This window comes from Microbacterium sp. BWT-B31, assembly GCF_041379855.1.
In the GTDB taxonomy this organism is placed as follows: domain Bacteria; phylum Actinomycetota; class Actinomycetes; order Actinomycetales; family Microbacteriaceae; genus Microbacterium.
Map to the genome: position 1 here is coordinate 82835 of NZ_JBFECU010000002.1, position 23254 is coordinate 106088.

A 23254-nucleotide genomic window follows, 5' to 3' on the forward strand; every position below is an offset into this window, starting at 1 on the left:
ACCCGTAGGCAGCGACGACATGGAGAAGGTGAGCGTGGAATGAAGAGAATCATTGCCCGCCTCGCAGTGGGTCTTGTGCAGGTGTTCGCGGTGGCCACGCTCACCTTCTTCTTGATCAAGGCGATGCCCGGCAACCCGCAGACGCAGATGGTCGGTGAGCTCATGCAGCGGGGGGTGAGCGAGGTCGACGCACAACGCCAGGCGGCCGCGCTGTTCGGCTACAACCTGGACGCCTCGCCCGTGCAGCAGTTCGTCGATTACATGATCGGGCTGAGTCAGGGCAACCTGGGGATCTCGGTCACCAACAGCGGGCAGCCGGTCGCGATGCTCATCGCGCAGGCTGTCCCGTGGACCGTCTTCATCGCGTCGACGGGGCTGCTGCTCAGCTTCGCGATCGGCGCCGCGCTCGGTGCGATCTCCGCGTACCGGCGCGGACGCCGGCTCGATCGGATAATCACGCTCGGAGCATCCCTGCTCAACGGGATCCCGCAATACCTGACCGCCATCGTGCTGTTCTTCCTGTTGGCGATCGTGCTCCCGCTCTTCCCGGCCGGCGGTGCCTACTCGTCGTCGACCGACCCGGGATTCAACCTGCCGTTCCTGCTGAGCGTGCTCTACTTCGGGGTGCTGCCGATTCTGTCGATCGTCATCAGTTCCTTCGCCGGGTGGGTGCTGACCATGAAGGCGAGCACCGTCGGGGTGCTCGGTGAGGACTACATCATGGCCGCACGCGCGATGGCCATCAAAGACCGAACGATCATCGGATCGTACGTGGCGAGAAACGCGATGCTGCCGATGTTCACCGTGTTCGGACTGGCTCTCGGGGCGGTGTTCGGCGGCGCTGTGTTCGTCGAGACCGTGTTCAATTACCCCGGGCTCGGTCGCCTGTTCATCGACGCCACGAGTTCGCGGGATGCTCCGCTGATGATGGGGTGCTTCCTGCTGCTGACGACATCGGTGATCATCGCGAACGTGATCACCGACAGCCTGTACTCGCGATTGGACCCGAGGATCCGATGAACGCACAGCTTCGCAGGAGCAGTTTCATCTGGCACGGGTTGCGGCGCAATCCGGGCAGTGTCGTCGGGCTGGTCATCATCATGGTCTACCTGGTGATGGCCGTCCTGGGGCCGTCCATGTTCCCCAACGCTCGGCAGGGCGATCCGGCCGAGAGCTATGCACCGCCGTCTGGCTCACACATCTTCGGCACCGACCACATCGGGCGAGACATCTTCGAGCTCATCGTGATCGGTACGCGACCGGTCATGGAGGTGGCGATTCTCACCGCGGTGCTGATCGTGGTCGTCGGCTGCAGCGTCGGCCTGGCGGCGGGATACTTCCGCGGGTGGACCGACACGGTGCTCATGCGCATCACGGATACGGTCATCATCCTGCCCGGGTTCCCACTGCTGATTCTGATCGCCGCCTTCTTCCCGCTGTCGAACTCGTTCATGATCGCCGCAGTGCTGGCGGTGACATCGTGGGGCGGGCTGGCGCGAGCCATCCGCTCCCAGGTGCTGTCGCTGCGTGAGCGCGAATATCTCGAGGCGGCCCGTTCGCTCCGCCTCAGCGGCGGCTACATTGTGCTGCGCGAAGTCACACCGAACCTGATGCCGTACATCGTCATGAACCTCATGCTCGGAGTGACGGGCGCGATCTACGCACAGGTGGGCCTGTTCTTCCTCGGAGTGCTGCCGATCCGCAGCGAGAACTGGGGAGTCATGCTGAACCTGGCCTACTCGCAGACCGGGGCGATCTACTCCGTCGCCTCGATCGGCTACGTGCTGGCTCCGGTCCTGGCCATACTCGTCCTGCAGCTGGGAGCAGTGCTGCTGCTTCGGTTCCTCGACGAGATCTTCAACCCGAGACTTCGAGCAGCGTGAGGAATCTCATGACAGAACCACTGATGCAGATCCATGAGCTCAGCGTCGACTATCACTCGCGTTCGGGAAACACCAGAGCGCTGGACCAGGTCAGTCTGACGGTCAACAAGAACGAAATCCTCGGGTTGGTCGGCGAGAGCGGATGCGGCAAGAGCACGCTCGCGATGTCGATCCTGCGCATGATCGAGGCGCCGAACCGCATCTCGGGCGGAAGCATCCATTTCGACGGCGTCGGAGACGTGCTGAAGCTGCGGCCGAAGGAACTGGCGGCGTTCCGCTGGGAACAGACCGCCATCGCCTTCCAGGGGGCGCAGAGCACGCTCAACCCGGTGCTGAATATCGCCGACCAGGTCGCACTTGTGCTTGAGTCGCACGGTCAGAAATCGGATCGCACCGCGGTGCGGCGACGCCTTGGTGACCTCTGCGACCTCGTCGGACTGGATCCGGATCGCGTGCTGAGAGCATTCCCCCACGAGCTCTCCGGCGGAATGAAGCAGCGGGTGGTGCTGATGCTGGGCCTGCTGCTCAGCCCGAAGCTGCTGATCCTCGACGAGCCGACGACCGCGCTCGATGTGATCAGTCAGGCGCTGATCATCGACAACCTCCGCAAGATTCAATCTGAGCTGGCCATCTCGATGGTGTTCGTCACCCACGACATGTCGGTTGTCGCCGAACTCGCCGACCGCGTGGCTGTCATGTACGCGGGAACGGTGGCCGAAACCGGCACGGTCGGCGATGTCTTCCGGGCTCCGGCCCATCCTTACACCCGCGCACTGATGTCGGCGATTCCGTCGATCGATCGAGAGCCGGCCGATCTGCGCTCCATTCCGGGGCGGCCGCCAGACCTACGTGAGCTGCCGGGTGGATGCCGCTTCATGCCGCGTTGCGCGATGGCAAGACCCGACTGCGCTGTGGCCGAACCGCCGCTGCTGCCCTACCGGGAACACGGCCAGGTGGCCTGCTTCGTCGCGTCCGAGCTCCCCCTCGCCGAGCACAACAGGAGTGAAAGATGACTGCCGCACTGGACGTGGTCGACCTCAAGAAGTCGTATCCCTCCCGCCGCGGGAAGGGCGGTGTGGTCAACGCCGTGAACTCGATCTCCTTCTCCCTGGAAGCGGGGCAGTCCCTGGCGATCGTCGGCGAGAGCGGATGCGGCAAGAGCACGGTCGGCAAGATGATCGCAGACGTGCTGGAGCCGACATCCGGCGAAGTGCGCATCAACGGCACCGCCCTGGGGAAGCTGCGCGGTCGCGAACGGAATCGACTCAGCCTGCAGGTGCAGCTGATTCACCAGGACCCGTACGCGGCGCTCAACCCGGTGCGCACGATCTGGCAGAGCCTGTCCGGGCCGTTTCGGGTGCATCGGATCGGCAAGAACCAGGCCGAGCGGCGCGAGCGCCTGGAGCGGGCGCTGGAGGCGGTCGGTCTGACGCCAGGTTCCACCTACCTCGAGAAATACCCGCATCAACTCAGCGGCGGGCAACGGCAGCGGATCGTGGTGGCCCGTGCGCTCTCCGTCGCCCCCGGGGTGCTGGTGGCCGACGAGGCCACCTCGATGGTCGATGTGTCGTTGCGGGTCGATATCCTCAAGACGATCAAGCAGTTGCAGCGTGAATCCGGTGTCGCCACCGTGTTCATCACCCACGACTTCGGTGTGGCGCGCTATTTCGCCGAGGGCGAGAGAGTCGCCGTGATGTACAACGGGCGGTTCGTGGAGATCGGCAAGACCGAAGACGTCATCGGCTCTCCCCGGCATCCGTACACACTCATGCTGCTCACAGCCATTCCCACCTCCGATCCCGAGAAGAACCGCACTCGGACGCGTCTGCTCCCCATCGTCGACGAGCACGTCGGCGCATTCCCGACGGCAGGATGCCCGTTCGCCCCGCGATGCCCGATGGCCACCCAGCTCTGCCGCGACGACACCCCGCAGCTGCGCGATCAAGGCGACGGCCATCGGGTCGCCTGCCACTACCCCGAGCGGGTTGAGGCCGCGGCGATCGAGCACGGTCTCGCCACGCTGCAGCCGCGCCGCGCCGAGCCGGACCACCCGACCGCCGATCTGGTGGGAACGGAGAGCCTCCCGTGAGCGTCCTCGGCATCCACCCCGCACCGAAGTCTGTCGAAACGCTCGGAGGGCGCACGACGATCGCCGCCAGCGCGACGCTGCATGTCGTCGGCCTCGACCGTGTGCAGAGCGGGCGCGTACGAGACTGCGTCGAGCGACTGCTGGATGCCGTCGGCATTCGGCTGGAGGGCTCGGGTGACGAAGTCGGCTCGGGTCTCCTGATCGGCGTCATGGTTGTCGGCGCCGCCCGTCATTCTCCGCAGGAGTACGCCCTCAAGACCACGGATGGGCGCATCGAGATCACAGCTCGAACCGCGGCCGGTGTCAGCTATGCGCTCACGACGCTGGCGCAGCTCCTGCGGATGCATGGCCGAGATCTCCCTCATGCAGCGGTCGAAGACTGGCCAGACTTCCCGGCGCGTGGACTCATGCTCGATATCAGTCGAGACAAGGTTCCGACGCTCGAGACGCTCAAGTCGATCATCGATCTTGCCGCCGATTGGAAGCTCAACGAACTGCAGCTCTATACCGAGCACACCTTCGCCTACCAGGACCATGGTGCGGTCTGGCAAGGGTCGTCAGCACTGACCGGCTCCGAGATTCGTGAACTGGAGGAGTATTGCCGAGAGCGCTTCATCGAGCTCGTGCCGAACCAGAACTCGCTCGGACACATGGAGCGGTGGCTCATTCACCCCGGCTACCACCACCTCGGTGAGCTCCCCAACGGCGCCCCCCCGCTGGGGCCCAAGGCTCCGCAGATACATCCAGCTGCACCGGTGCCGTACGGCACGACGCTGTGCCCGACCGATGACGCATCGCTCACCTTCCTGCGCGGCATCTATGAAGAACTGCTGCCGAACTTCACCAGCCGGCGCATCAATGTCGGATGCGACGAGCCCTACGACATCGTGAGCGACCCCACCGGCTTCCTCGCTGAGGCATTCTTCACCGCGAACGGTCGCAGTCACGCCGCCACGCAGAAGCTGGGCTGGGAGCGCGTGTACCTCGACTTCGTCAACCGGCTCGCCGACGTCGTTGATGGCCTGGGGCACTCCATGCAGATCTGGGGGGATGTCGTCACCGGCAGCCCCGAGCTGGTCGCAGGCCTGGCCGAAGGCATCACAGTGCTCGAATGGGGCTATGAAGCGGGGCATCCCTTCGCGGAACGCACCGCCAATCTGGCCGCAGCAGGGGTGCCGTTCTACGTGTGTCCCGGCACCTCCACCTGGGGCAGCATCGGCGGGCGGAGCGTGAACGCCGCCGCCAATCTCAGGGAGGCTGCGCGGACGGGTCTGGAGAACGGCGCGGTCGGATACCTGATCACCGATTGGGGGTCGGACGGGCACCGCCAGTTCCTGCCGATCAGTTGGACGGCGATCACCATGGGCGCGGCCTGCGCCTGGAATCTTGCGGCCGTACAGACCGAGGACGTTCCCCAGGCAGTCAGCGAACACGTGTTCCGCGACGACAGCGGCGCATCGGGCAGGATCGCCTGGGAGCTTGGCACGGTCGCCGACGGTCTTCCCGCTCGCACGAATGATTCGACGATTCTCGGGCAATACCTGCGGTACGGGCTTGAGCAGATCAGAGCAGGCGTGATTCCGATGCGCGGCAGCATCCCTTCTGTCGCCGACCTGCGCGCTGCCGCAGACATCGCCGCAGACATCGCCGCGCGCATTCCGACCATGCAGATGGCGCGAGAGGATTCTGCACTCGTGCAGCGTGAGCTGCAACTGACCACGCGACTGCAGGCGCACGCCTGCATGCGTGCCATCGCCGCAATGGAGCAGGGCGCACGCGGCGCGCTCGCCGCAGACATCGGCGAGATCGCCGAGGAGTACGAACTCCTCTGGGCTGCGCGCAATCGGCCGGGCGGACTCGACAGCAGCGTCGGCAGAATGCACGCGCTTCGCGCCGAGTATCTGGCCTGACAACCTCACACGCTCCCGGACCTGGACGAAAGGCCACCATGAACATCCCGATCGATCTCATCCCGACCCCGACATCCCTCACCCGCGGTTCGGGGGCTTTCGAGCTGACCGGCGATTGCACGGTGCGGGCCGAGGGCCGCGCGGCGCAGGCAGCCGAGACGTTGGCGTCTCTGATCGAGCGGAGCACGGGGATTCGGTTCGGGGAGACAAGCGCTGCCGGGCCCTCGATCGAGTACCGACTCGCCGACAGGTCCGACCTCGGTGTCGAGGGGTACGAGCTGACCATCGAACCGACAGGCATCCGCGTCACAGCGCACCGGCCTGCCGGGCTCGGCATGGCGACGCAGACGATTGTGCAGCTGCTCGATCAAAGCACGGGGCGTGCCAGCCTGCCGGCGGTCACCATCAGCGACATTCCGCGCTTCTCATGGCGAGGGATCATGCTCGACGTATCGCGGCACTTCTTCGATGTGGACGTCGTGAAGCACGTCATCGACATGGCGGCGAGGTACAAGCTCAATGTGCTGCACCTGCATCTGTCTGACGACCAGGGCTGGCGGATCGCGATCGATTCGTGGCCAGACCTGCAGGTGATCGGTTCGGCGACGCAAGTCGGAGGTGGCGTCGGCGGATGCTACACGAAGGCCGACTACGCCGAGATCGTGGAGTACGCCGCGCGACTGTTCATCACCGTCGTGCCCGAGATCGATGTTCCGGGCCATACGAATGCTGCCCTCACTGCCTATCCGGTGCTGAACTCCCACGGCCGTGCCGCCGCGCCCTACACCGGCGTGAAGGGCGGCTTCAGCACCCTCGCACCCGACAACGCTCACGTGCAGGCGTTCATCACGGACGTCTTCACCGAGATGGCCCTGATCACGCCGGGGCCGTACATTCACTTCGGCGGCGATGAGGTAGATCGTCTCTGCGCAGACGATTACGGGCAACTCGTGCAATGCGCCTATACCGCTATCGCTGCGGTCGGCAAGACGCCGGTTGGCTGGCAAGAGGCCGCGCGCGCAGGCCTTCCCGCCGACGTGGTCGTGCATTACTGGGACAGCCGCGTCGACTCCGACGATTTCGTGTCTTCATTGACCGATGGGGCACGCCTGATTCTCTCGCCGGGGAACCGTGCCTACTTCGACATGAAGTACGACCAGGAGTATCCGCGTGGCCTCGACTGGGCAGGTCCGGTCGGGGTGCGACAGGCATATGAGTGGAACCCCGCCGACGTGCTCGCGGGGGTCGGCGAGGAGGCGATCCTCGGTGTCGAAGCCGCCCTGTGGACCGAGACCGTCAGCACCCGGTCCGAGATCGACGAGATGCTGCTTCCTCGTCTTCCGGCGCTTGCCGAGGTCGCCTGGGCCAGCGCGCAGTCTCACTCGTGGACCGATTTCGCCGGCCGGGTCGGCAGACATCGAGCATCCTGGGAGCGGGACGGGTGGTCCTTCCATCCGTCGGCCGAGATCCCGTGGCCGTGACCATGCGGCCTATCGGCACCGTCTCACGATGATGTCTGCTCAGCGCGCTCGCGGGATGTGCGCTCGTACCGGGTGACGTCCCACGATTCGCACTCTTGCCGCGTCAGCGACAGCATCCGCTGCGCGCCATCCAGCGCGTTCCCGAGCGGTGCGACGATCACCGCGTCGGGAACCGCGCGCGTGACGGCATCGTGCCAGGCGGAGTGGAAGAGTTCGGAGGCGGTGAAGAGTCCGCCGAGAGAGGCGACCCGTCGGCCATTGCAGTACGTCACCGCCGCGACCGTCGTCTGGGCCGCCGTGATCGCGGCCTGCTCGATGATGGATGCCGCGATGCGATCGCCCGCCGCTGCGCACACGACCACGTCGCGAGTGAAATCATCGGCCGATCGCATCGCGTCCTCGTTCCGAGCCAGCAACCCGTCAGCGAGGTGTGCCGGCGAGTCCCAGCGGGAGGAGAACGCCGAAGTGAGCGCAGTATCGGGTCCGACGCCATCCAGGGCGCGAACCGCGGCGCGCAGTCCCGCCCGTGAGATCGAACGCCCACCACCCCAGTCGCCCAGTTCTCCCAAGCCATCGAAACGTCGCGGGCGGTCCGTTCCGCTCCAGCACAGCGTCACCGACCCCGTGCCGCACATCGTGACCGTGCCGGGGCCCGATCCGAGGGCGCCGAGGTATGCGGCGACGGAGTCATGCGCCATCACGACTGTCTCGCAGTGCAGCAGGGCACTGATCGCCTCGCCGATCAGCAGTCGCTGCTCGGTCGGGAACTCTCCGGTGAGTCCCGCACCCACGCAATCCGGTGGGATCCAGTCGCCCCACTCACGCACCCAGTGGCCGCGAAGCTCTGCGAGCAGGCCGCGCATCGCGTCGATGTTCGCGCAGTGGCTTGGGGCCGGCATCGACGAGGTGCGTCCGTCCGATGCTCTCAGGCGCACCCCGGTCTGCCCGACGTCGATGCTGGCGGTGCGTCGCCGGTCAGCCAGACGAGTCGTCACGGAGCGGCATCCAGCGGCGCGCCGAGCCGGGCGCCGCGCCACTGCGCGTTGAGGGCGGCGGTGATGGCCCGAGGGTTCGTCACCGCGGTGCCGACGACGATCACGCGTGCGCCGAGCAGTCGTGCTTCGGCAACGTCCGCGGGGGTGCTGACATGACCTTCGAGCACGGCCGGGATGCCGAGGGCGATCATGTCTCGCAGCAGCGCGAGATCCGGGGCGTGGGAGTCGTCGGCTCGGGTGTAGGGCGTATAGCCGGACAGCGTCGTGCCCACCCAGTCCGCGCCGCTGTCGCGCGCACGTTGGGCTTCTTCAAGGGTGGACACGTCCGCCATGACGGGCAATTCGAGGACACGGTGGACGTGATCGATCAGTCGGCGAACATCATCGGGATGCGGGTGCGCCTCGATCGAGGCATCCAGCGCGATCATGTCGGCACCGGCCAGGGCGGTGTCATCGCACGCGCGCTGATCGATGGTGATCAGCGGCCGCGGGCCGTGCCGAAGCTGCTTGAGCAGACCGATGATCGGCGTGTGTGGGAGTGCCCGGCGCACCGCGGCGATGTCATCCACGCCTTCTATGCGAAGACCCTCGGCCCCGCCGGCTACGGTCTCCTCGGCTATCGCAGCGATCGTCAGAGGAACATCGATCGCGCTGCCGCGCGGCGCCTGGCAGGAGACCACCAGCGCCCCGCAAGACATTTGGTGAGGATTCGGCACGCTTTGAGCATACCCTTTAGCGACCAATCATGGAACTACGCTTCCACACTCGGCACGTCGATGGTGAGGCTGTAGCGATCCCCTCTGTACAACGACTCGGACACGTAGATGGGGCTGCCCGTGGTCTCGTATGCGACGTGATGGACCGACAGCGCAGCGCTGTACGGTGCGACCGAAAGCAGTTCGGCGTCCGAAGGATCGAGGGTTGTTGCGCGAAAAGTCTGCTGAACGCGAGCGAGTTCGACCGAGTACCGGCTTGAGAGCAGGCGGTACAAGGAGCCGCTGAGATCGCAACTCTCCAGCCCTGGCACGCGGCTATGCGGAAGGGAATCGATCTCGAAGCTCATCGGTATGCCATCGGCCGTCCGTACGCGGCGGATCTCGATCACCGGCTCGCTCGGTGAAATGCCGAGCTGCCAGCTGACATCCGCCGATGCCGACTTGACCTCGACGGAATGCACGATCGCACCAGCGACGCTCCCCATCGCGGTCATCTCCGCCGTGAAGGACTCGATGCCGCGCCCCTTCTCGATCGCCGGACCGTCCACAAAGGTTCCCGACCCCTGCACGCGGCGGATCTCTCCCGATTCCTCGAGCTCATCGAGGGCGCGCCGCACGCTGACGCGGCTGATCGCCAGCCGTCCGGCGAGGTCGCGTTCCGTCGGCAGACGGGTGCCCCGCGGGAGTCCATCTCGGATCAGGCCACGTACGTACTCGATCGCCAACTGGTAGCGAAGTGGATCGACGTTTGTCTCCATGACAGAATCATGGCATGGCGGCACAACGCCGTGTCGAGCGGATCGGCATCGGGGCGGTTCCGGCCAGGTCGCCTCGATCGCTTCGAGGAACCCGGTGAGACCGCCGGGGTCCGCGTCGCAGGGGTCTGACGCGCGCGGTCGCCGTCGAGGCTCAGTGGCCTCTGACCGACACCGTCACGGTGAACTTGGCGTTGCGCGCGACCTGGCGCGTGGGACCGACGATGCGTTCCAGGGCGGGCCGGTAGGCGAGGGGCGAGTTCCACACCGTCCACAGCTCTCCGCCGGGCCGCAGCACGCGCGCCGCGTCGGCGAACAGGCGCGGCGCGATGCGGTCGTCTACGGCGGCGCCGACGTGGAACGGCGGGTTGAGCGCGATGAACGACGCGCTCGCGTCGGGGCGGGCCGCGAGCAGGTCGTCGCGCGCGACCTCCACGCGATCTGCGACCCCGTTCGCGTCTGCGGTCGCGCGGGCGGACGCGACAGCTGCGGCCGACTGGTCGGTCGCGTAGACGCGCAGTGACGGATGCCGCAGCGCGAGCGCCGCCGCGACGACACCGGTTCCGCACGCGAGGTCGATCGCGGCATCCGTCTCGGGGATCTCGTGCGGCAGGTGCGCGAGCAGGAAGCGCGTGCCGATGTCGATCGCCGCGCCCGCGAACGCGCCGCCGAAGGCGCACACGACGATGCCGTCCACGGTCGTCCGCGCGGGCACCGGATCGGCGCCGTCGTGCGGTCCGCGCGCGACGAGCACCCGCGACTTCTGGCGCGCGTGCGTGACGTCGACGGTGGTGAAGCGCTCGCGCAGCACGTCGTTCATCGCGACGGTCATGTGCTTGATGCGCCCGCCCGCGAAGACGACCACCTCGGGTGCCGCGTGCGCGGCGATCAGCCCCGCGATGTCGCGCAGGGCGTCGAGCGACCGCGGGAGCCGCAGCAGCACGAGGCGAGCGCCGGCGACGGACTCTGGTGTGAGCGGCAGCGAAACGAAGGCGTCGAGGCCGAGGCGTTCGGCGTTGGCACGCAGCGCCCGCTCGCCGGTGAGCGCATCTTGGTGCACCCGGATGCGAGCGGCCGCGGCGGGGCCTGCGCCCCCAGAGGCGCCACGCCGAGCGTCGGCGCTGTGTGGAGCGGGTGTGCAGATCGCCGCCGTCTCGTGCGCCGCGGTCAGCGTGAGGGCGCCGTACGCGTCGCCGATCACGGCGATGTCACCGTGCGAGAGCCCCGCCCGCGCCTCGGCCGACTCATCGAGCAGCAGGCGGTCGGCGGCGTCCGAGGCGAGCAGGCCCGGCCCCTCGAGGTCGGGCCACCGGCGCAGCGCGTCGAGAGAGAACGTCACCAGGCCACGGTAGTGCGCCGCGGCCACTCGTGCCGTGGCGTCGCGCACGGTCGCGTCAGGGCTGAGCGCTGTCGGTGCGGGGCGAGAACGCCGCGTGCAGGATCGCGCGGACGCGCCGCGCCGTCGCGGTGCGCGCGTCGCTGCCGGTGCGCGAGACGGCGTCGGCGAGCATCGTCACAGCCAGGAGCACATCGTCGAGGTCGACGTGTGCGCCGACGACGCCGCGGCGGCGATCGCGTGCCAGCACCGTGCCCGCGGCGTCGGCGAGGGTCGCGCCGACGTGGGCGACGCGCTGGTCGCCCTGGCTCTGCCAGATCAGATCGATGAGGGGAGTGGAGACGACTGCCTGTTCGGCGATGATGCCGAACAGGTCGTCCAGCGAGGTGGCCTCGTCCGCCGCGATGGCCGCGACCTGTTCCAGGTTCTCGTCGAACACGGCGATCGCCAGCGACAGCCGGTCGGGAAAGTGCCGGTAGAGGCTGCCCTGCCCGACGCCGGCGCGCTTGGCGATCGAGCTGAGCGGGGCGTGCAGACCGTCGGCGGCGAACACGTCGCGGGCGGCCGCGATCAGCGCCCGACGGTTCTCAGGTCCTGCGCTGCGCCCGCGATTCGGCTTCTTCGAAGGCGGCTCGACCATCTCGTCCGGTGCCATGAGTGCTATCGTAGTAACCGGACAAAGATGTCCGGTAGAGACTTCTCGACGTTCCAAAAGAATGAGAAAGCAAGGAGTACACCCACACATGAGCACGCCCCTTCTCACCGGCGACGACTCCATCAAAACCTGGCTCGCACACCCCGCCGGTGGCCCCATCCTGCGTGAGCTGCTGGCCAAGTCCGGCCAGAGCGCCGATGTGCTCAAGCCCGTCGGCCGCTTGGCCATCAAACGCCTGGTCAAGCTCAGCAAGGGCCAGTTCTCGCAGGAGCTGCTCGACGAGCTCGTCGCGCGCGCCGCCGCAGGCGATGTTCCGGCCGATGCGCCCGCGGCTCCCGCCGCCGACGACGCAGACGGCGCAGGCGAGGCAGACGGCGAAGGCGACGCGCCCGCCGTTGCCGCAGTCGAGTGGGTCGAGCGCATCGACCGGGGCCGGTTCACCGGCAAGACCGTGATCGTCACCGGCGCCGGCTCGGGCATCGGTCGCGCGACGGCCTCCCGCGTCGCCCGCGAGGGTGGCCGGGTCATCGCCGTCGACGTGTCGGCCGCGCGGCTGGACGAGTTCGCCGCCGAGCACCCGCAGGCCGACATCGTCACGATGGTCGCCGACATCACCGACGACGCCAAGATCGCCGAGATCGTCGCCGCCGCGGGGGGCCGCATCGACGCGCTCGCGAACGTCGCGGGCATCATGGACGACATGACCCCGCTCGGCGAGGTCACCGACGCCGTCTGGAACCGCGTGTTCTCGGTCAACGTCGAAGGCACGATGAAGCTCTCGCGCGCCGTCATCCCCGCGATGCTCGCGCGCGGGGCGGGCTCGATCGTCAACACGGCCTCCGAGGCGGCGCTGCGCGGCTCGGCCGCGGGGGTGGCCTACACCGCGTCGAAGCACGCCGTGGTCGGCATCACCAAGTCGACCGCGTTCATGTACGGCCCGAGCGGCATCCGCGTGAACGCCGTCGCTCCCGGTGCCACCATCACCAACATCGAGGCGACCTTCGCCTCGCCGCTCGGCGCCCAGCGCGTGCGTCAGGCGATGGCGATCCTGCCGGACGCCGCCGAGGCCGAGGCTCTCGCGGCATCCATCACCTTTCTGCTCTCGGACGACGGCGTGAACGTCAACGGCGTCGTCCTGGCAAGCGACGGCGGGTGGTCCGCGGCCTGAACGGCGCGGCTCCGCTGCTTCGCAAGGGCCCCACGACGAGCCGGTCTCGGGGGCCCTTCGCCTTTCCGGGCGGCGAGCACGAACTGCCGCTCAGTCGCGCGGCGGCAGCTGCTGCAGCGTCCAGCGGTTGCCGTCGGGGTCGGGAAAGCTCACAAACCGGCCCCACGCCTGCTCGTCGACGCCGTCTGCCTCGACGCCCAGGCCGCGCAGATGCGCGAGCGCCTCGTCGGCGTCGGGCACGACGACCTGGATCGTGTTCTGCCTGCCCGGCTCGAGGTCGACGCCGAGACCGGTGCCGAAGGCGATCGAGCACGCCGAACCCGGGGGAGTCAGCTGCACGAACCGCAGGCCGTCGAACGGCGTGTGGTCGTGGTCGGCGTGAAAGCCGATCTTCACGTAGAAGTCCTTGGCCCGATCGACATCGGTCACCGGGACGTAGATGAGCTCGATCTTCCAGTCCATCGCTCTGCCTCCTGATCGCTTGTGCGGCGGGCCGGATCCGCGTCGCACCGCCGAAGCTACGCCGGGGCTGCGACATCCGTCGTCGTGCCTGGGAATACCCTCGGTCTCTCGCCGTTTAAGTTGATACGTGGTCGCTCAAGTTCATAGACTTGACAGACCTTGACTCAAGTTCAGCAGGAGGCCATCGATGCCTGAAGACACGACTCCCACCGGCGGCTCGTTCGACGAGTTCCTGGCGCGGTACCTCGCCGGCGAGCGGGCGCGCGCGCAGCGCTCGATCGACCTCAGCCGCTTCCTGAGCGCGCGCACGCAGGAGCTGCTGCGCCGCGCCGGCCAGTTCGCACTGGGCCGCGGCCAGCAGGAGCTCGACGCCCTGCACGTGCTGCGCGTGATCGTGGGAGAAGCCCCCGTGCGCGAAGCCGTCGCCCGGATCGGCGCCGATCCGGGCGCGATCGCGCGCAGCGCCGACGAGGGGCTGCCCGCGACCGGTCCCGCCGCCGACGTCGACGGGGCCGTCGTCACCGCCTCCGTGCAGCGGGCGCTGTTTCACGCCTTCCAGGTCGCCCGGTCGTCCGGCTCGACCTACATCGACCCCGAGCACCTCTTCTTCGCGCTCGTGCTCGCCCAGGACACCCCCGCCGGTCGCGTGCTCGCCGAGGCGGGAGTCACCGCCGAGGCGCTCACGCAGGGCGTGCGCGAGACTGTGGCGCCCAGCGCCGCACCCGTCGACGACACCGCGGACGCGGCATCCGACACCCCCATGCTCGAGAAGTTCGGCACCGACCTCACGGCCCTCGCGAAGGCGGGCCAGCTCGACCCGGTCATCGGCCGCGGCGATGAGATCGAGCAGACCATCGAGATCCTCAGCCGCCGCACCAAGAACAACCCCGTGCTCATCGGCGAGGCGGGCGTCGGCAAGACCGCGATCGTCGAGGGCCTGGCCGCGGCGATCGTGGCCGATGCCGTGCCCGAGCAGCTGCGCGGCAAGCGCGTCGTCGCGCTGGACCTTGCCGCGATGCTCGCGGGCACGCGCTACCGCGGCGACTTCGAGGAGCGCCTCACCAAGACGATGGACGAGATCGCATCGCTCAAGGGCGAGCTGATCGTGTTCGTCGACGAGGTGCACACGGTCGTGGGCGCCGGTGCCGGCGGCGACGGTGCGATGGACGCGGGCAACATCCTCAAGCCCCGCCTCGCGCGCGGAGACCTGCACCTGGTGGGCGCCACGACGCTCAAGGAATACCGCACGATCGAGAAGGACCCGGCCCTCGAGCGCCGGTTCCAGCCGGTCAAGGTGGGCGAGCCGTCGATCGAAGACGCCGTGCTGATCCTGCGCGGACTCGCGCCTGCCTACGCCGACCACCACGCGGTGACCTACACCGACGCGGCCCTGCGCGCCGCCGTCGAGCTCAGCGACCGATACCTCACCGAGCGCGTGCTGCCCGACAAGGCGATCGACCTGATCGACCAGGCCGGCGCGCGTCTGCGGCTGAAGCTCGGTGTCACGGTCGACGTGTCGGCGCTCATCGAGCGCCTGGCGACCCTCGAGGCCGACAAGAACGCCGCCGTCTCAGCCGAGCACTACGAGGAGGCATCCCGCATCCGCGACGAGATCGCGGCCGTGCAGGCAGGGCTCGACGAGGCCACCGCCGCCGGCGCGGCGACCCGTGGCGACGCGGTGGTCGGCGAGCCCGAGATCGCTGCCGTGATCAGCCGCGCCACCGGCATCCCGGTCAACCGCCTCACCGAGACTGAGCGCGAGCGGCTCGCCACCCTCGAATCCGAGCTGCACGATCGCGTGATCGGGCAGGACGACGCGGTGGCCGCCGTCGCGAAGGCCGTGCGACGCAACCGCACCGGCATGGGCGACGCGCGCCGGCCGGTCGGGTCGTTCCTGTTCCTCGGCCCCACGGGCGTGGGCAAGACCGAACTGGCGAAGGCCCTCGCGGCGAGCCTCTTCGACGACGACACCGCCGTCATCCGCTTCGACATGAGCGAGTTCGGCGAGCGTCACACCGTGTCGCGCCTGGTGGGCGCCCCTCCGGGATACGTCGGCTACGACGAGGCCGGCCAGCTCACCGAGCGCGTGCGGCGCAACCCGTACTCGATCGTGCTGTTCGACGAGATCGAGAAGGCCCACCCCGACGTCTTCAACCTGCTGCTGCAGGTGCTCGACGACGGACGACTCACCGATGGGCAGGGTCGCACGGTCGACTTCCGCAACACCGTGGTCGTCATGACCTCGAACCTCGGCAGCGAGTTCCTGGCCTCGCGCGCCGGAGCGATCGGCTTCATCGCCGACGGCGGCGGGTCGACCGGGTTCGGCAGCGAGAAGGACCTCCGCGACCGCGTCTTCGGCAAGCTGCGCGAGGCGATGCGTCCGGAGTTTCTCAACCGCATCGACGAGATCGTGCTGTTCCGCAAGCTCGACCGCGAGCAGCTGCGCGAGATCGTGCGGCTCATGCTGGGCGCCACGGCGGCGCGTCTGGCGCGTCGCGAGGTGACCATCGAGGTGACGGATGCCGCGACCGAGTGGCTCGCCGAGCACGGCTACGAGCCCGAGTACGGCGCCCGGCCGCTGCGCCGGCTGATCCAGCGCGAGGTCGACGACCGCATCGCCGACCTGTTCGTCACGGGTGCGCTCGTCGATGGGGGAGCGGTGACGGTGGATGCCTCGGCAGGCGACCTCACCGTGATGTCGAAGGCCGTGCTGACGCACGCCGCCTGACCGACCTTCTCGAGGGCCGTCACCGTGTCGGGTGGCGGCCCTCGCCGTGCACCGGGCATGCTCGATGCATGCCTGAAGCCCTCGTCTCGATCGGCGTCGCCGGGGCCCTCGGCCCGGCCGCCATCGCCCACATCGCCGCCGTCGTCGAATCCGCCGGCTTCCACGCCCTCTGGGTGAACGACGCCCCTGGCGGCGACTCGCTCGCCGCGCTGGCGGCCGCGGCCGCTGTGACCGACACGCTGGTGCTGGCGACGGGCGTCGTGCCGGTCGATCGGCGGCCGGCGCGCTCGCTCGTCGACGCGGTGCGCGCGCTGCCGCAGGAGCGCACGGTGCTCGGCATCGGCTCGGGCTCGGGCGGCGTGGGTGCGCTCGCGCGCGTGCGCGAGGCCGTCGGGGTGCTGCGCGACCAGACGCGGGTGCGCGTGCTGGTGGGCGCACTGGGCCCGAAGATGCGCGCGTTGGCGGCGACAGACGCCGATGGCCCGCTTCTGAGCTGGCTGACGCCGGATGCCGCGGCCGCCCAGTCCGCGACCGCCCACGAGCTCTCACCCGACGCCCACGTCGCACTGTACGTGCGCACGGCCGTCGACCCCGCCGCCGTTTCCGCCCTGGAGGCGGAGGCAGACAGGTACGGCGGCTACCCCTCCTATGCGGCGAACTTCGCGCGCCTGGGCATCCGCCCCGGCGACACCGTGCTGCGACCGGAAGGGTTCGGCCCAGGCATCCGTCGGTATCGTGCCGCCGTCGACGAGGTCGTGCTGCGGGCGATCGTCGCAGGCGACGACTACGCCGGCTTCGTCGAGGCGGCCGCGGCGCGGTTGGGCTGACAGGGTTCCAGGCCGCACCGGCCCACACCGGCCCGCACACCGGCGCACACCGGCGCGCACAACGGCGCGCACAACGCAGGAAGATCGCCGCGGCACGCCGCCTCAAGTCTCGCTCGACGGCGTGTCTCGGCCGGATCTCCTGCGTCATGCGCGCGCGATGTCGGACACCTTGGGGCAGGGTGGGAGGGTGACCTGCGTCGGCGACATCGTCAGCCCCTCCCCGAATCGGCCCGAGTCGTTCCGCGGCCGTCGAGGCGGCGGGGGCTGCCGAGGTGTGGTTCTGGGGGGACTGCTTCTGCCAGTCGGCGCTCGCCGAGGACATGCGCCTGGTGAACGCCGCATGAGCCGTGCTGCGGCACCGCTCGCCGAGCCGGTGCTCCGAGGCGGGGAGCGCTGATGCCGGTGGCGGCGCTGGCCGGGGCATCCGGCTTCGTGGGCACTGCCTTGCGGCGCGCCCTCGCCGACGACGGCTACGAGCTGCGGCTCATCGGCCGCGACGGCACCGACGCCCGATGGGACGCCCCCGACGCGGTGCGCCGGGCCGTCGACGGCGCCGATCTGCTCGTGAACCTCGCCGGCAAGAGCGTCGACTGCCGCTACACCGACGCGAACCGCGACGAGATCCTGCGATCTCGCCTGGCCACGACACGCGCGCTGCGCGAGGCGGTGGCGGATGCCTCGTCCCCGCCGTCCTTGTGGCTGAACGCGAGCACGGCGACGATCTACCGCTACGCCCTCGACCGGCCGCAGACCGAGACGGGCGGTGAGTTCGGCACCGGCTTCTCGGTTGATGTCGCCCGCGCGTGGGAGGACGAGTTCTTCGCCGGTGAGCTGCCGCAGACGCGACGCGTGGCGCTGCGCATGGCGATCGTGCTCGGCGACGGCCCCGCGACGGGCATGCTGTTCCGGCTCGCCCGACTCGGGCTCGGCGGCCCGCAGTACGACGGGTGGTGGTTTTCGCATCGGCGCTACCGCGGCATCGGCCCCAGGCCGACCGGCGACGGGCGTGCGCCGTGGCACCGCTCGAAGGGCGGCCAGCGGTTCAGCTGGATCCACCTGGACGACGTCGTCGGCGCCGTGCGATTCGTGCGCGACCATCCCGGCATCGAGGGGCCCGTCAACCTCGCAGCGCCCGCGCCGAGCGACAACCGCACGCTCATGGCCACGCTTCGCCGTGTCGTGGGCATGCCGGTCGGGCTCCCCGCGTGGCGGGTCATGCTCGAACCCGCGATGTGGGCGCTGCGCACCGAGCCCGAACTCGTGCTCAAGAGCCGCTGGGTGCTGCCGGGCGTGCTGACCGGCGCCGGGTACGACTTCGCATGGCCGTCGCTCGAGCCTGCCCTGCGGAACGTGTGGCGCGGCATCCGTCGACGGTGACCGCGCCTGCGCTCGCACCGCCCCGCATGTCGGAGGTCGGTGCGAGAATCCGAGGATGCTGCTCTCGGAGGTGGTCGGCACCGTCGACGTGGTCGCGGGCACGCGTTCGCGCCTCGCCAAGACCGAGGCCCTCGCGGGGCTGCTGTCGCGGCTCGCGCCGGATGAGATCGTGCCGGCGGTCGGGTTTTTGACCGCGAGCCCGCGGCAGGGGCGCATCGGTGTGGGCTGGCGCAGCCTGTCGGCGCTCGACACCCGCCACGCCGACGTGCCGTCGCTGACGGTGCTCGATGTCGACGCGGCGCTCGACGAACTCGCGGCCGCGGGCGGTGCCGGCTCGGTCGCCGCCCGCCGCGGAGCGCTCGAGGCGCTCGCCTCGCGCGCGACCACCCGCGAGTGGGACTTCGTGGCACGCGTCATCCTCGGCGAACTGCGCACCGGAGCGCTCGAGGGCGTGCTGCTCGATGCCATCGCGCAGGCGTCGGGGCAGGGTGCCGCCGCCGTCCGCCGCGCCGCGATGCTCGCCGGCGACCTCGGCGCCACCGCCCGCATCGCCCTGGCCGAACCCGCCGGTGCGCTCGACGCCGTCGGGCTGGAGGTCGGGCGGCCCGTGCTGCCGATGCTGGCGTCGACCGCGGCGACCGTGGCCGCGGCGATCGCGACCGCGGGCGAGGCCGCCGGATCGAGTGCTCGCGAGGCAGGTGTCTCGAGATCATCCGTCGAATACAAGCTCGACGGCGCCCGCATCCAGGTGCATCGCGACGGCGACAGCGTGCGCGTCTATACGCGCAACCTCGCCGACATCACAGCTCGCGTGCCCGAGATCGTCGAGATCGTGCGGGGGCTTCCGGCTGAGCGGCTCATTCTCGACGGCGAGACGCTGTCGCTCGACGAAGACGGCGGTCCGCGGCTGTTCCAAGACACGATGGCGCGCTTCGGGTCCGAGACGGCACCGCAGTTCGTGCTGCGGCCGTGGTTCTTCGACGTGCTGCACGCCGACGGGCGCGACCTCATCGACGAGCCGCTCTGCGCGCGGCAGGCCGTGCTCGAGGCCGTCGCGGGGCCGTGGCGCGTGCCCGGCATCGTGACGGCCGACGCCGGCGCCGCCGAGCGACTGTCGCGCGAGGCGCTCGCCGCCGGGCACGAAGGCGTCGTGGTCAAAGGGATCGACTCGCCCTACGCCGCGGGCCGGCGGGGCAAGAGCTGGATCAAGGTCAAGCCCGTGCTCACCTACGACCTCGTCGTGCTCGCCGTCGAATGGGGGTCGGGTCGCCGCACGGGGCAGTTGTCGAACCTGCACCTGGGCGCGCTCGACGCGGCCGGCGAGTTCGGCGAGCCGGGCGGCTTCGTGATGGTCGGCAAGACGTTCAAGGGCCTCACCGACGAACTGCTGCGGTGGCAGACCGACTTCTTTCCGACGATCCAGACCCACCGCTCGGCGTATGCCGTGCACGTGCGGCCCGAGACCGTCGTCGAGATCGCGATCGACGGCGTGCAGCGCTCGACGCGCTACCCCGGCGGCGTCGCCCTGCGCTTTGCGCGGGTCAAGGGTTACCGACCCGACAAGTCTCCCGCCGACGCCGACATGATCCAGACGCTGCGCGCGCTGCTGCGCTGAGCTGCGGCATCCGTCGCCGGCGGCTTCGCCGCTTCGTGCCCTTCGCCCGTCGGTGCGCGCGACCCTCCGTGCTGTGCGCGGTGCTCCGTGCTGTGCGCGTCGAAATCAGGAGGATGTCGCGAATGCAGGACGTTTCGCCGCGGATCGTCCTGTGCGGGGCCGCATGTCCTGATCTGGGTGGGGGCCTGCTGGCGCGGAGGGGTCGTCGGCGGTGGCATCCGTGCGGGGGCGCGTGCCGAGAGCAGGGGATGTGGCCGGAAGCAGGATGCTTCGCGACGGATCATCCTGTGTCGGGCCGCGTGTCCTGATCTGGGCAACCCTCGAACGCCACGAATCCCACGAGCGCGCCGAGGGCGCTGCGGGCGGGAGAATGGAGGGCATGCGCATCGTCGTGCTCACCGGAGCGGGGATCTCCGCCGAGAGCGGGGTTGCGACGTTCCGCGACGCGGGCGGGCTGTGGGAGGGGCGCCGCGTCGAGGATGTCGCGACCCCCGAAGCCTTCGTGCGCGACCCCGACACGGTGCAGCGCTTCTACGACGCGCGGCGGCGGGCGACGGCATCCGTCGTTCCGAACGCGGCCCACCATGCGCTCGCCCGCCTCGAACAGGTGCTCGGCGACGATGTGCTCGTCGTGACGCAGAACGTCGACGATCTGCACGAGCGTGCCGGCACGCGCAACCTCGTGCACATGCACGGCGAACTGAACCGCGCGCTGTGCACCTCGTGCGGGGCGCGGCCGCGATGGCTCGCGGATCTCGTCGACGCCCCGGCCTGCCCCGCATGCGGGGAGCGGATGCTGCGACCCGATGTGGTCTGGTTCGGCGAGCTGCCGTATGAGCTCGACCGCATCGAACGCGCGGTCACCGGATGCGAGGTGTTCGTGTCGATCGGAACCTCGGGCAACGTCTATCCGGCCGCCGGGTACGTCGCGCTCGCCTCTGCCTTCGGCGCCCGGACGGTCGAGCTCAACCTCGAGCCGACCTCGGGCGCCGTCCCGTTCGACGTCGTCCGCGCGGGGCTCGCGACCGAGGTGGTGCCCGCCTGGGTGGAGACGGTGCTCACCTGAGCGCCACTGGCCCCGCGGCGGGATAGGACGAGGCGCCGAGCGTGGCATTCCACACCCGGCGCCTCCGCGCGATTCCCCTTCGCTACGCCCTTGTGCCGCCCGACCGCAGTCGCGACAGCGCGTCGACCGTCGCGGCGAGGATCAGCACGCCGCCGGTCACGAGCAGGTTGATTCCGGCGGGCAGGTTCAGCAGACCGAGGCCGTTGGTGATCGTGGCGATCACGAGGGCGCCGATGGCCGCGTGCATGAGCCGGCCCTTGCCGCCGAACAGGCTGACGCCGCCGACGACGGCCGCGGCCACACCCGACAGCACGATGTCACGCCCGACGGTCGCATCGACCGAGCCGACGCGCGCCACGCTGAGCAGCGCCGAGAAGACGGCAAGGCTCGAGCAGATCACGAACGCCCACCACTTGATCCAGCGGACCTTCACGCCCGAACGACGTGCGGCCTCGGCGTTGCCGCCGATCGCGTAGATGTAGCGGCCGAACTTCGTGCGGTCGAGCACGAAGGTGCCGATCCACAGGATGACGAGCACGACGGGCACGATGATCGGCACGCCCGCGACCTCGACCACGGACTGGCCGCGGTTCTGGTTGAGGACGTACACGACCACGCCGCCGAGCACCGCGATGACGGCGAGCTTGATGAACACGAGCGAGATCGCACGGTTGGGCACGCCCGCACGGGTGCGGCGCGCGCGGTCCCAGAACGAGGTGGCGGCCGACACGACGATCATGATGGCGAGCATCACCCAGCCCGCCCACGGGGGCAGGTTGCCGTTCTGGATCGCGATGAGCTCGGGCACCTGCAGGCGGTAGAGGCCGCCGGGGCCGATGATCACGAGGGCCAGACCCTGGAATCCCAGGAACAGACCCAGTGTCACGACGAACGATGGGATGCCGACCCTCGCGACGAAGAAGCCGATCAAAGCGCCGGTGAGGAACCCGAAGCCGAAGCCGATCAGCAGCGCGAGAGGCCACGGGATGCCCCAGGCGCTGTTCAGCACGACGAACAGCGCCATGCCGACGCCGCCGGTGACGCCCGCTGACAGGTCGATCTCGCCCAGCAGCAGCACGAATACGAGGGCCATGCCGAGCACGACGAGGGTCGCGGCCTGGTTGAGCAGGTTCGCGAAGTTGCGCTCGGTGAGGAAGAACGGGCTCAGGATCGAGAACAGCACGCCGAGCACGACGAGTCCGCCGATGGCGGGGAGGGCTCCCATGTCGCCCGAGCGGACGCGCTGCCACCAGGCCTGGACCTGGTCGAGGAGGCCGCCTTCGACCCCGCTGCCGATGAGGTCGCCGGCGATGGGGTCGGGGCTGGCCTTGGTCGTGGCGGTGCTCATTGCGGCCCTCCCTCGGTGCGAAGCGTGGACGTCTCGATGATGTCGACCCCCATGGTCTTGGTGCCGGTGATGTAACCCACCACGTCGTCGCGCGTGGTCTCGGCCACGGGGATCTGCGCGACCAACTGTCCGAGATAGAGCACGGCGATGTCGTCGGCGACGGCGAACACGTCGGCGAGGTTGTGGCTGATGAGGATGACCGCGACGCCCTGTGCGGCCAGACGCTCGACCAGGTTCAGCACCTGCTCGGTCTGGGCGACGCCGAGGGCGGCGGTGGGCTCGTCGAGGATGACCACGCGCGCCTTCTTGAGGACGGCGCGGGCGATCGCGACGGTCTGGCGCTGACCGCCGGACAGGCTCGACACCTTCTGCCTCACCGATCGCACCGTGCGCACCGAGAGGGAGCGCAGCGTGTCGGAGGCGTCCTTCTCCATGCGGCCTTCGTCGAACGTGCCGGCTGAGAGCTCTTCACGACCGAGGAACATGTTCTGGACGATGTCGAGGTTGTCGCAGAGGGCGAGATCCTGGTACACGACCTCGATGCCCAGGCTCGACGCGTCGCGCGGCGCGTGGAGGTCGCGGTGCTCACCGTCGATGCGCACCTCGCCCTCGTCGTAGGGCTGCACCCCGGCGAGGCCCTTGATGAGGGTGGACTTGCCGGCGCCGTTGTCGCCCACCAGGGCGGTGACCTTGCCCGGGTAGACCTTGAGGTCGACGCCCTTGAGGACGCTCACCGGGCCGAAGGACTTCTTCACGCCGATCAACTCGATGATCGGCTCCGTTGCACTTGCAGTGAGTGTGTCTGACATGCTCGCTTCCTTGCGATCGTTGACGAAGACCCGC

20 protein-coding genes are annotated in these 23254 nt (G+C 69.2%); 12 read left to right on the top strand and 8 right to left on the bottom strand.

The window, feature by feature from the left end; genetic code table 11:
* Nucleotides 1–39: 39 nt before the first annotated feature.
* The 6 genes from AB1K54_RS03060 to AB1K54_RS03085 are packed head-to-tail and all read left to right on the top strand — an operon-like array spanning nt 40 to nt 7363.
* A complete protein-coding gene (locus AB1K54_RS03060; RefSeq protein ID WP_371201236.1) occupies nt 40–1020 on the top strand; it encodes an ABC transporter permease in 981 nt (326 codons plus the stop codon).
* Nucleotides 1017–1883, top strand: a complete 867-nt coding sequence (locus tag AB1K54_RS03065) for an ABC transporter permease (protein WP_371201237.1) — start codon at nt 1017–1019, stop codon at nt 1881–1883. Before AB1K54_RS03060 ends, AB1K54_RS03065 begins: the two co-directional genes overlap by 4 nt.
* 8 nt (nt 1884–1891) lie before the next feature.
* Nucleotides 1892–2896 (top strand): ABC transporter ATP-binding protein, encoded by a 1005-nt coding sequence (locus AB1K54_RS03070; RefSeq protein ID WP_371201238.1) that lies wholly within the window; start codon nt 1892–1894, stop codon nt 2894–2896.
* Nucleotides 2893–3972 (top strand): ABC transporter ATP-binding protein, encoded by a 1080-nt coding sequence (locus tag AB1K54_RS03075; RefSeq protein WP_371201239.1) that lies wholly within the window; start codon nt 2893–2895, stop codon nt 3970–3972. The genes AB1K54_RS03070 and AB1K54_RS03075 overlap by 4 nt, the downstream gene beginning before the upstream one ends.
* Nucleotides 3969–5882 carry a family 20 glycosylhydrolase gene (locus AB1K54_RS03080; protein WP_371201240.1) on the top strand — a complete coding sequence of 638 codons (1914 nt, stop codon included), beginning with the start codon at nt 3969–3971 and terminating at the stop codon, nt 5880–5882. The genes AB1K54_RS03075 and AB1K54_RS03080 overlap by 4 nt, the downstream gene beginning before the upstream one ends.
* A gap of 38 nt (nt 5883–5920) precedes the next feature.
* The gene (locus AB1K54_RS03085) at nt 5921–7363 is read left to right on the top strand and encodes a beta-N-acetylhexosaminidase (protein ID WP_371201241.1); all 1443 of its coding nucleotides are present in this window, start codon (nt 5921–5923) and stop codon (nt 7361–7363) included.
* Between the two features lie 23 nt (nt 7364–7386).
* Here the strand turns inward: AB1K54_RS03085 and AB1K54_RS03090 are convergent, their stop codons facing one another.
* From AB1K54_RS03090 to AB1K54_RS03110, 5 genes are all read right to left on the bottom strand, one after another.
* Nucleotides 7387–8358 carry an N-acetylglucosamine kinase gene (locus AB1K54_RS03090; protein WP_371201242.1) on the bottom strand — a complete coding sequence of 324 codons (972 nt, stop codon included), beginning with the start codon at nt 8356–8358 and terminating at the stop codon, nt 7387–7389.
* On the bottom strand, nt 8355–9074 hold the full coding sequence (locus AB1K54_RS03095) for an N-acetylmannosamine-6-phosphate 2-epimerase (protein ID WP_371201243.1): 720 nt from the start codon (nt 9072–9074) through the stop codon (nt 8355–8357). Before AB1K54_RS03095 ends, AB1K54_RS03090 begins: the two co-directional genes overlap by 4 nt.
* A 35-nt stretch (nt 9075–9109) precedes the next feature.
* On the bottom strand, nt 9110–9832 hold the full coding sequence (locus AB1K54_RS03100; protein ID WP_371201244.1) for a GntR family transcriptional regulator: 723 nt from the start codon (nt 9830–9832) through the stop codon (nt 9110–9112).
* Nucleotides 9833–9983: 151 nt separating this feature from the next.
* Nucleotides 9984–11168: a class I SAM-dependent methyltransferase gene (locus AB1K54_RS03105; RefSeq protein WP_371201245.1), complete on the bottom strand. Its 1185-nt coding sequence runs from the start codon at nt 11166–11168 to the stop codon at nt 9984–9986.
* Between the two features lie 55 nt (nt 11169–11223).
* Nucleotides 11224–11820, bottom strand: coding sequence for a TetR/AcrR family transcriptional regulator (locus AB1K54_RS03110; protein ID WP_371201246.1), 597 nt, complete (start codon nt 11818–11820; stop codon nt 11224–11226).
* Nucleotides 11821–11908: 88 nt separating this feature from the next.
* Here AB1K54_RS03110 and AB1K54_RS03115 point away from each other — a divergent pair, with 88 nt between their 5' ends.
* Nucleotides 11909–12988, top strand: coding sequence for an SDR family NAD(P)-dependent oxidoreductase (locus AB1K54_RS03115; protein ID WP_371201247.1), 1080 nt, complete (start codon nt 11909–11911; stop codon nt 12986–12988).
* 90 nt (nt 12989–13078) lie between these two features.
* Here AB1K54_RS03115 and AB1K54_RS03120 read toward each other — a convergent pair whose 3' ends face one another.
* Entirely contained in the window at nt 13079–13450 is a 372-nt protein-coding gene (locus AB1K54_RS03120; RefSeq protein ID WP_371201248.1) for a VOC family protein, read from the bottom strand.
* 187 nt (nt 13451–13637) lie between these two features.
* Here AB1K54_RS03120 and AB1K54_RS03125 point away from each other — a divergent pair, with 187 nt between their 5' ends.
* The 5 genes from AB1K54_RS03125 to AB1K54_RS03145 all read left to right on the top strand — a co-directional run bounded on the left by AB1K54_RS03125 (nt 13638) and on the right by AB1K54_RS03145 (nt 21063).
* Nucleotides 13638–16178, top strand: coding sequence for an ATP-dependent Clp protease ATP-binding subunit (locus AB1K54_RS03125; protein WP_371201249.1), 2541 nt, complete (start codon nt 13638–13640; stop codon nt 16176–16178).
* A gap of 68 nt (nt 16179–16246) precedes the next feature.
* Nucleotides 16247–17005 (top strand): LLM class flavin-dependent oxidoreductase, encoded by a 759-nt coding sequence (locus AB1K54_RS03130; RefSeq protein ID WP_371201250.1) that lies wholly within the window; start codon nt 16247–16249, stop codon nt 17003–17005.
* A gap of 396 nt (nt 17006–17401) precedes the next feature.
* Nucleotides 17402–18382 carry an epimerase gene (locus AB1K54_RS03135; RefSeq protein WP_371201251.1) on the top strand — a complete coding sequence of 327 codons (981 nt, stop codon included), beginning with the start codon at nt 17402–17404 and terminating at the stop codon, nt 18380–18382.
* 55 nt (nt 18383–18437) lie between these two features.
* On the top strand, nt 18438–19997 hold the full coding sequence (locus AB1K54_RS03140; protein WP_371201252.1) for an ATP-dependent DNA ligase: 1560 nt from the start codon (nt 18438–18440) through the stop codon (nt 19995–19997).
* A 379-nt stretch (nt 19998–20376) separates the two neighbouring features.
* A complete protein-coding gene (locus AB1K54_RS03145) occupies nt 20377–21063 on the top strand; it encodes an NAD-dependent deacylase (RefSeq protein ID WP_371201253.1) in 687 nt (228 codons plus the stop codon).
* A gap of 82 nt (nt 21064–21145) precedes the next feature.
* On the opposite strand, the gene AB1K54_RS03150 is transcribed toward AB1K54_RS03145, so the two are convergent.
* Together AB1K54_RS03150 and AB1K54_RS03155 are read right to left on the bottom strand one after the other, a co-directional pair.
* Nucleotides 21146–22411: a sugar ABC transporter permease gene (locus tag AB1K54_RS03150; protein WP_371201254.1), complete on the bottom strand. Its 1266-nt coding sequence runs from the start codon at nt 22409–22411 to the stop codon at nt 21146–21148.
* Nucleotides 22408–23220 (bottom strand): ATP-binding cassette domain-containing protein, encoded by an 813-nt coding sequence (locus tag AB1K54_RS03155; RefSeq protein WP_371201255.1) that lies wholly within the window; start codon nt 23218–23220, stop codon nt 22408–22410. The genes AB1K54_RS03150 and AB1K54_RS03155 overlap by 4 nt, the downstream gene beginning before the upstream one ends.
* Nucleotides 23221–23254: the final 34 nt, after the last annotated feature.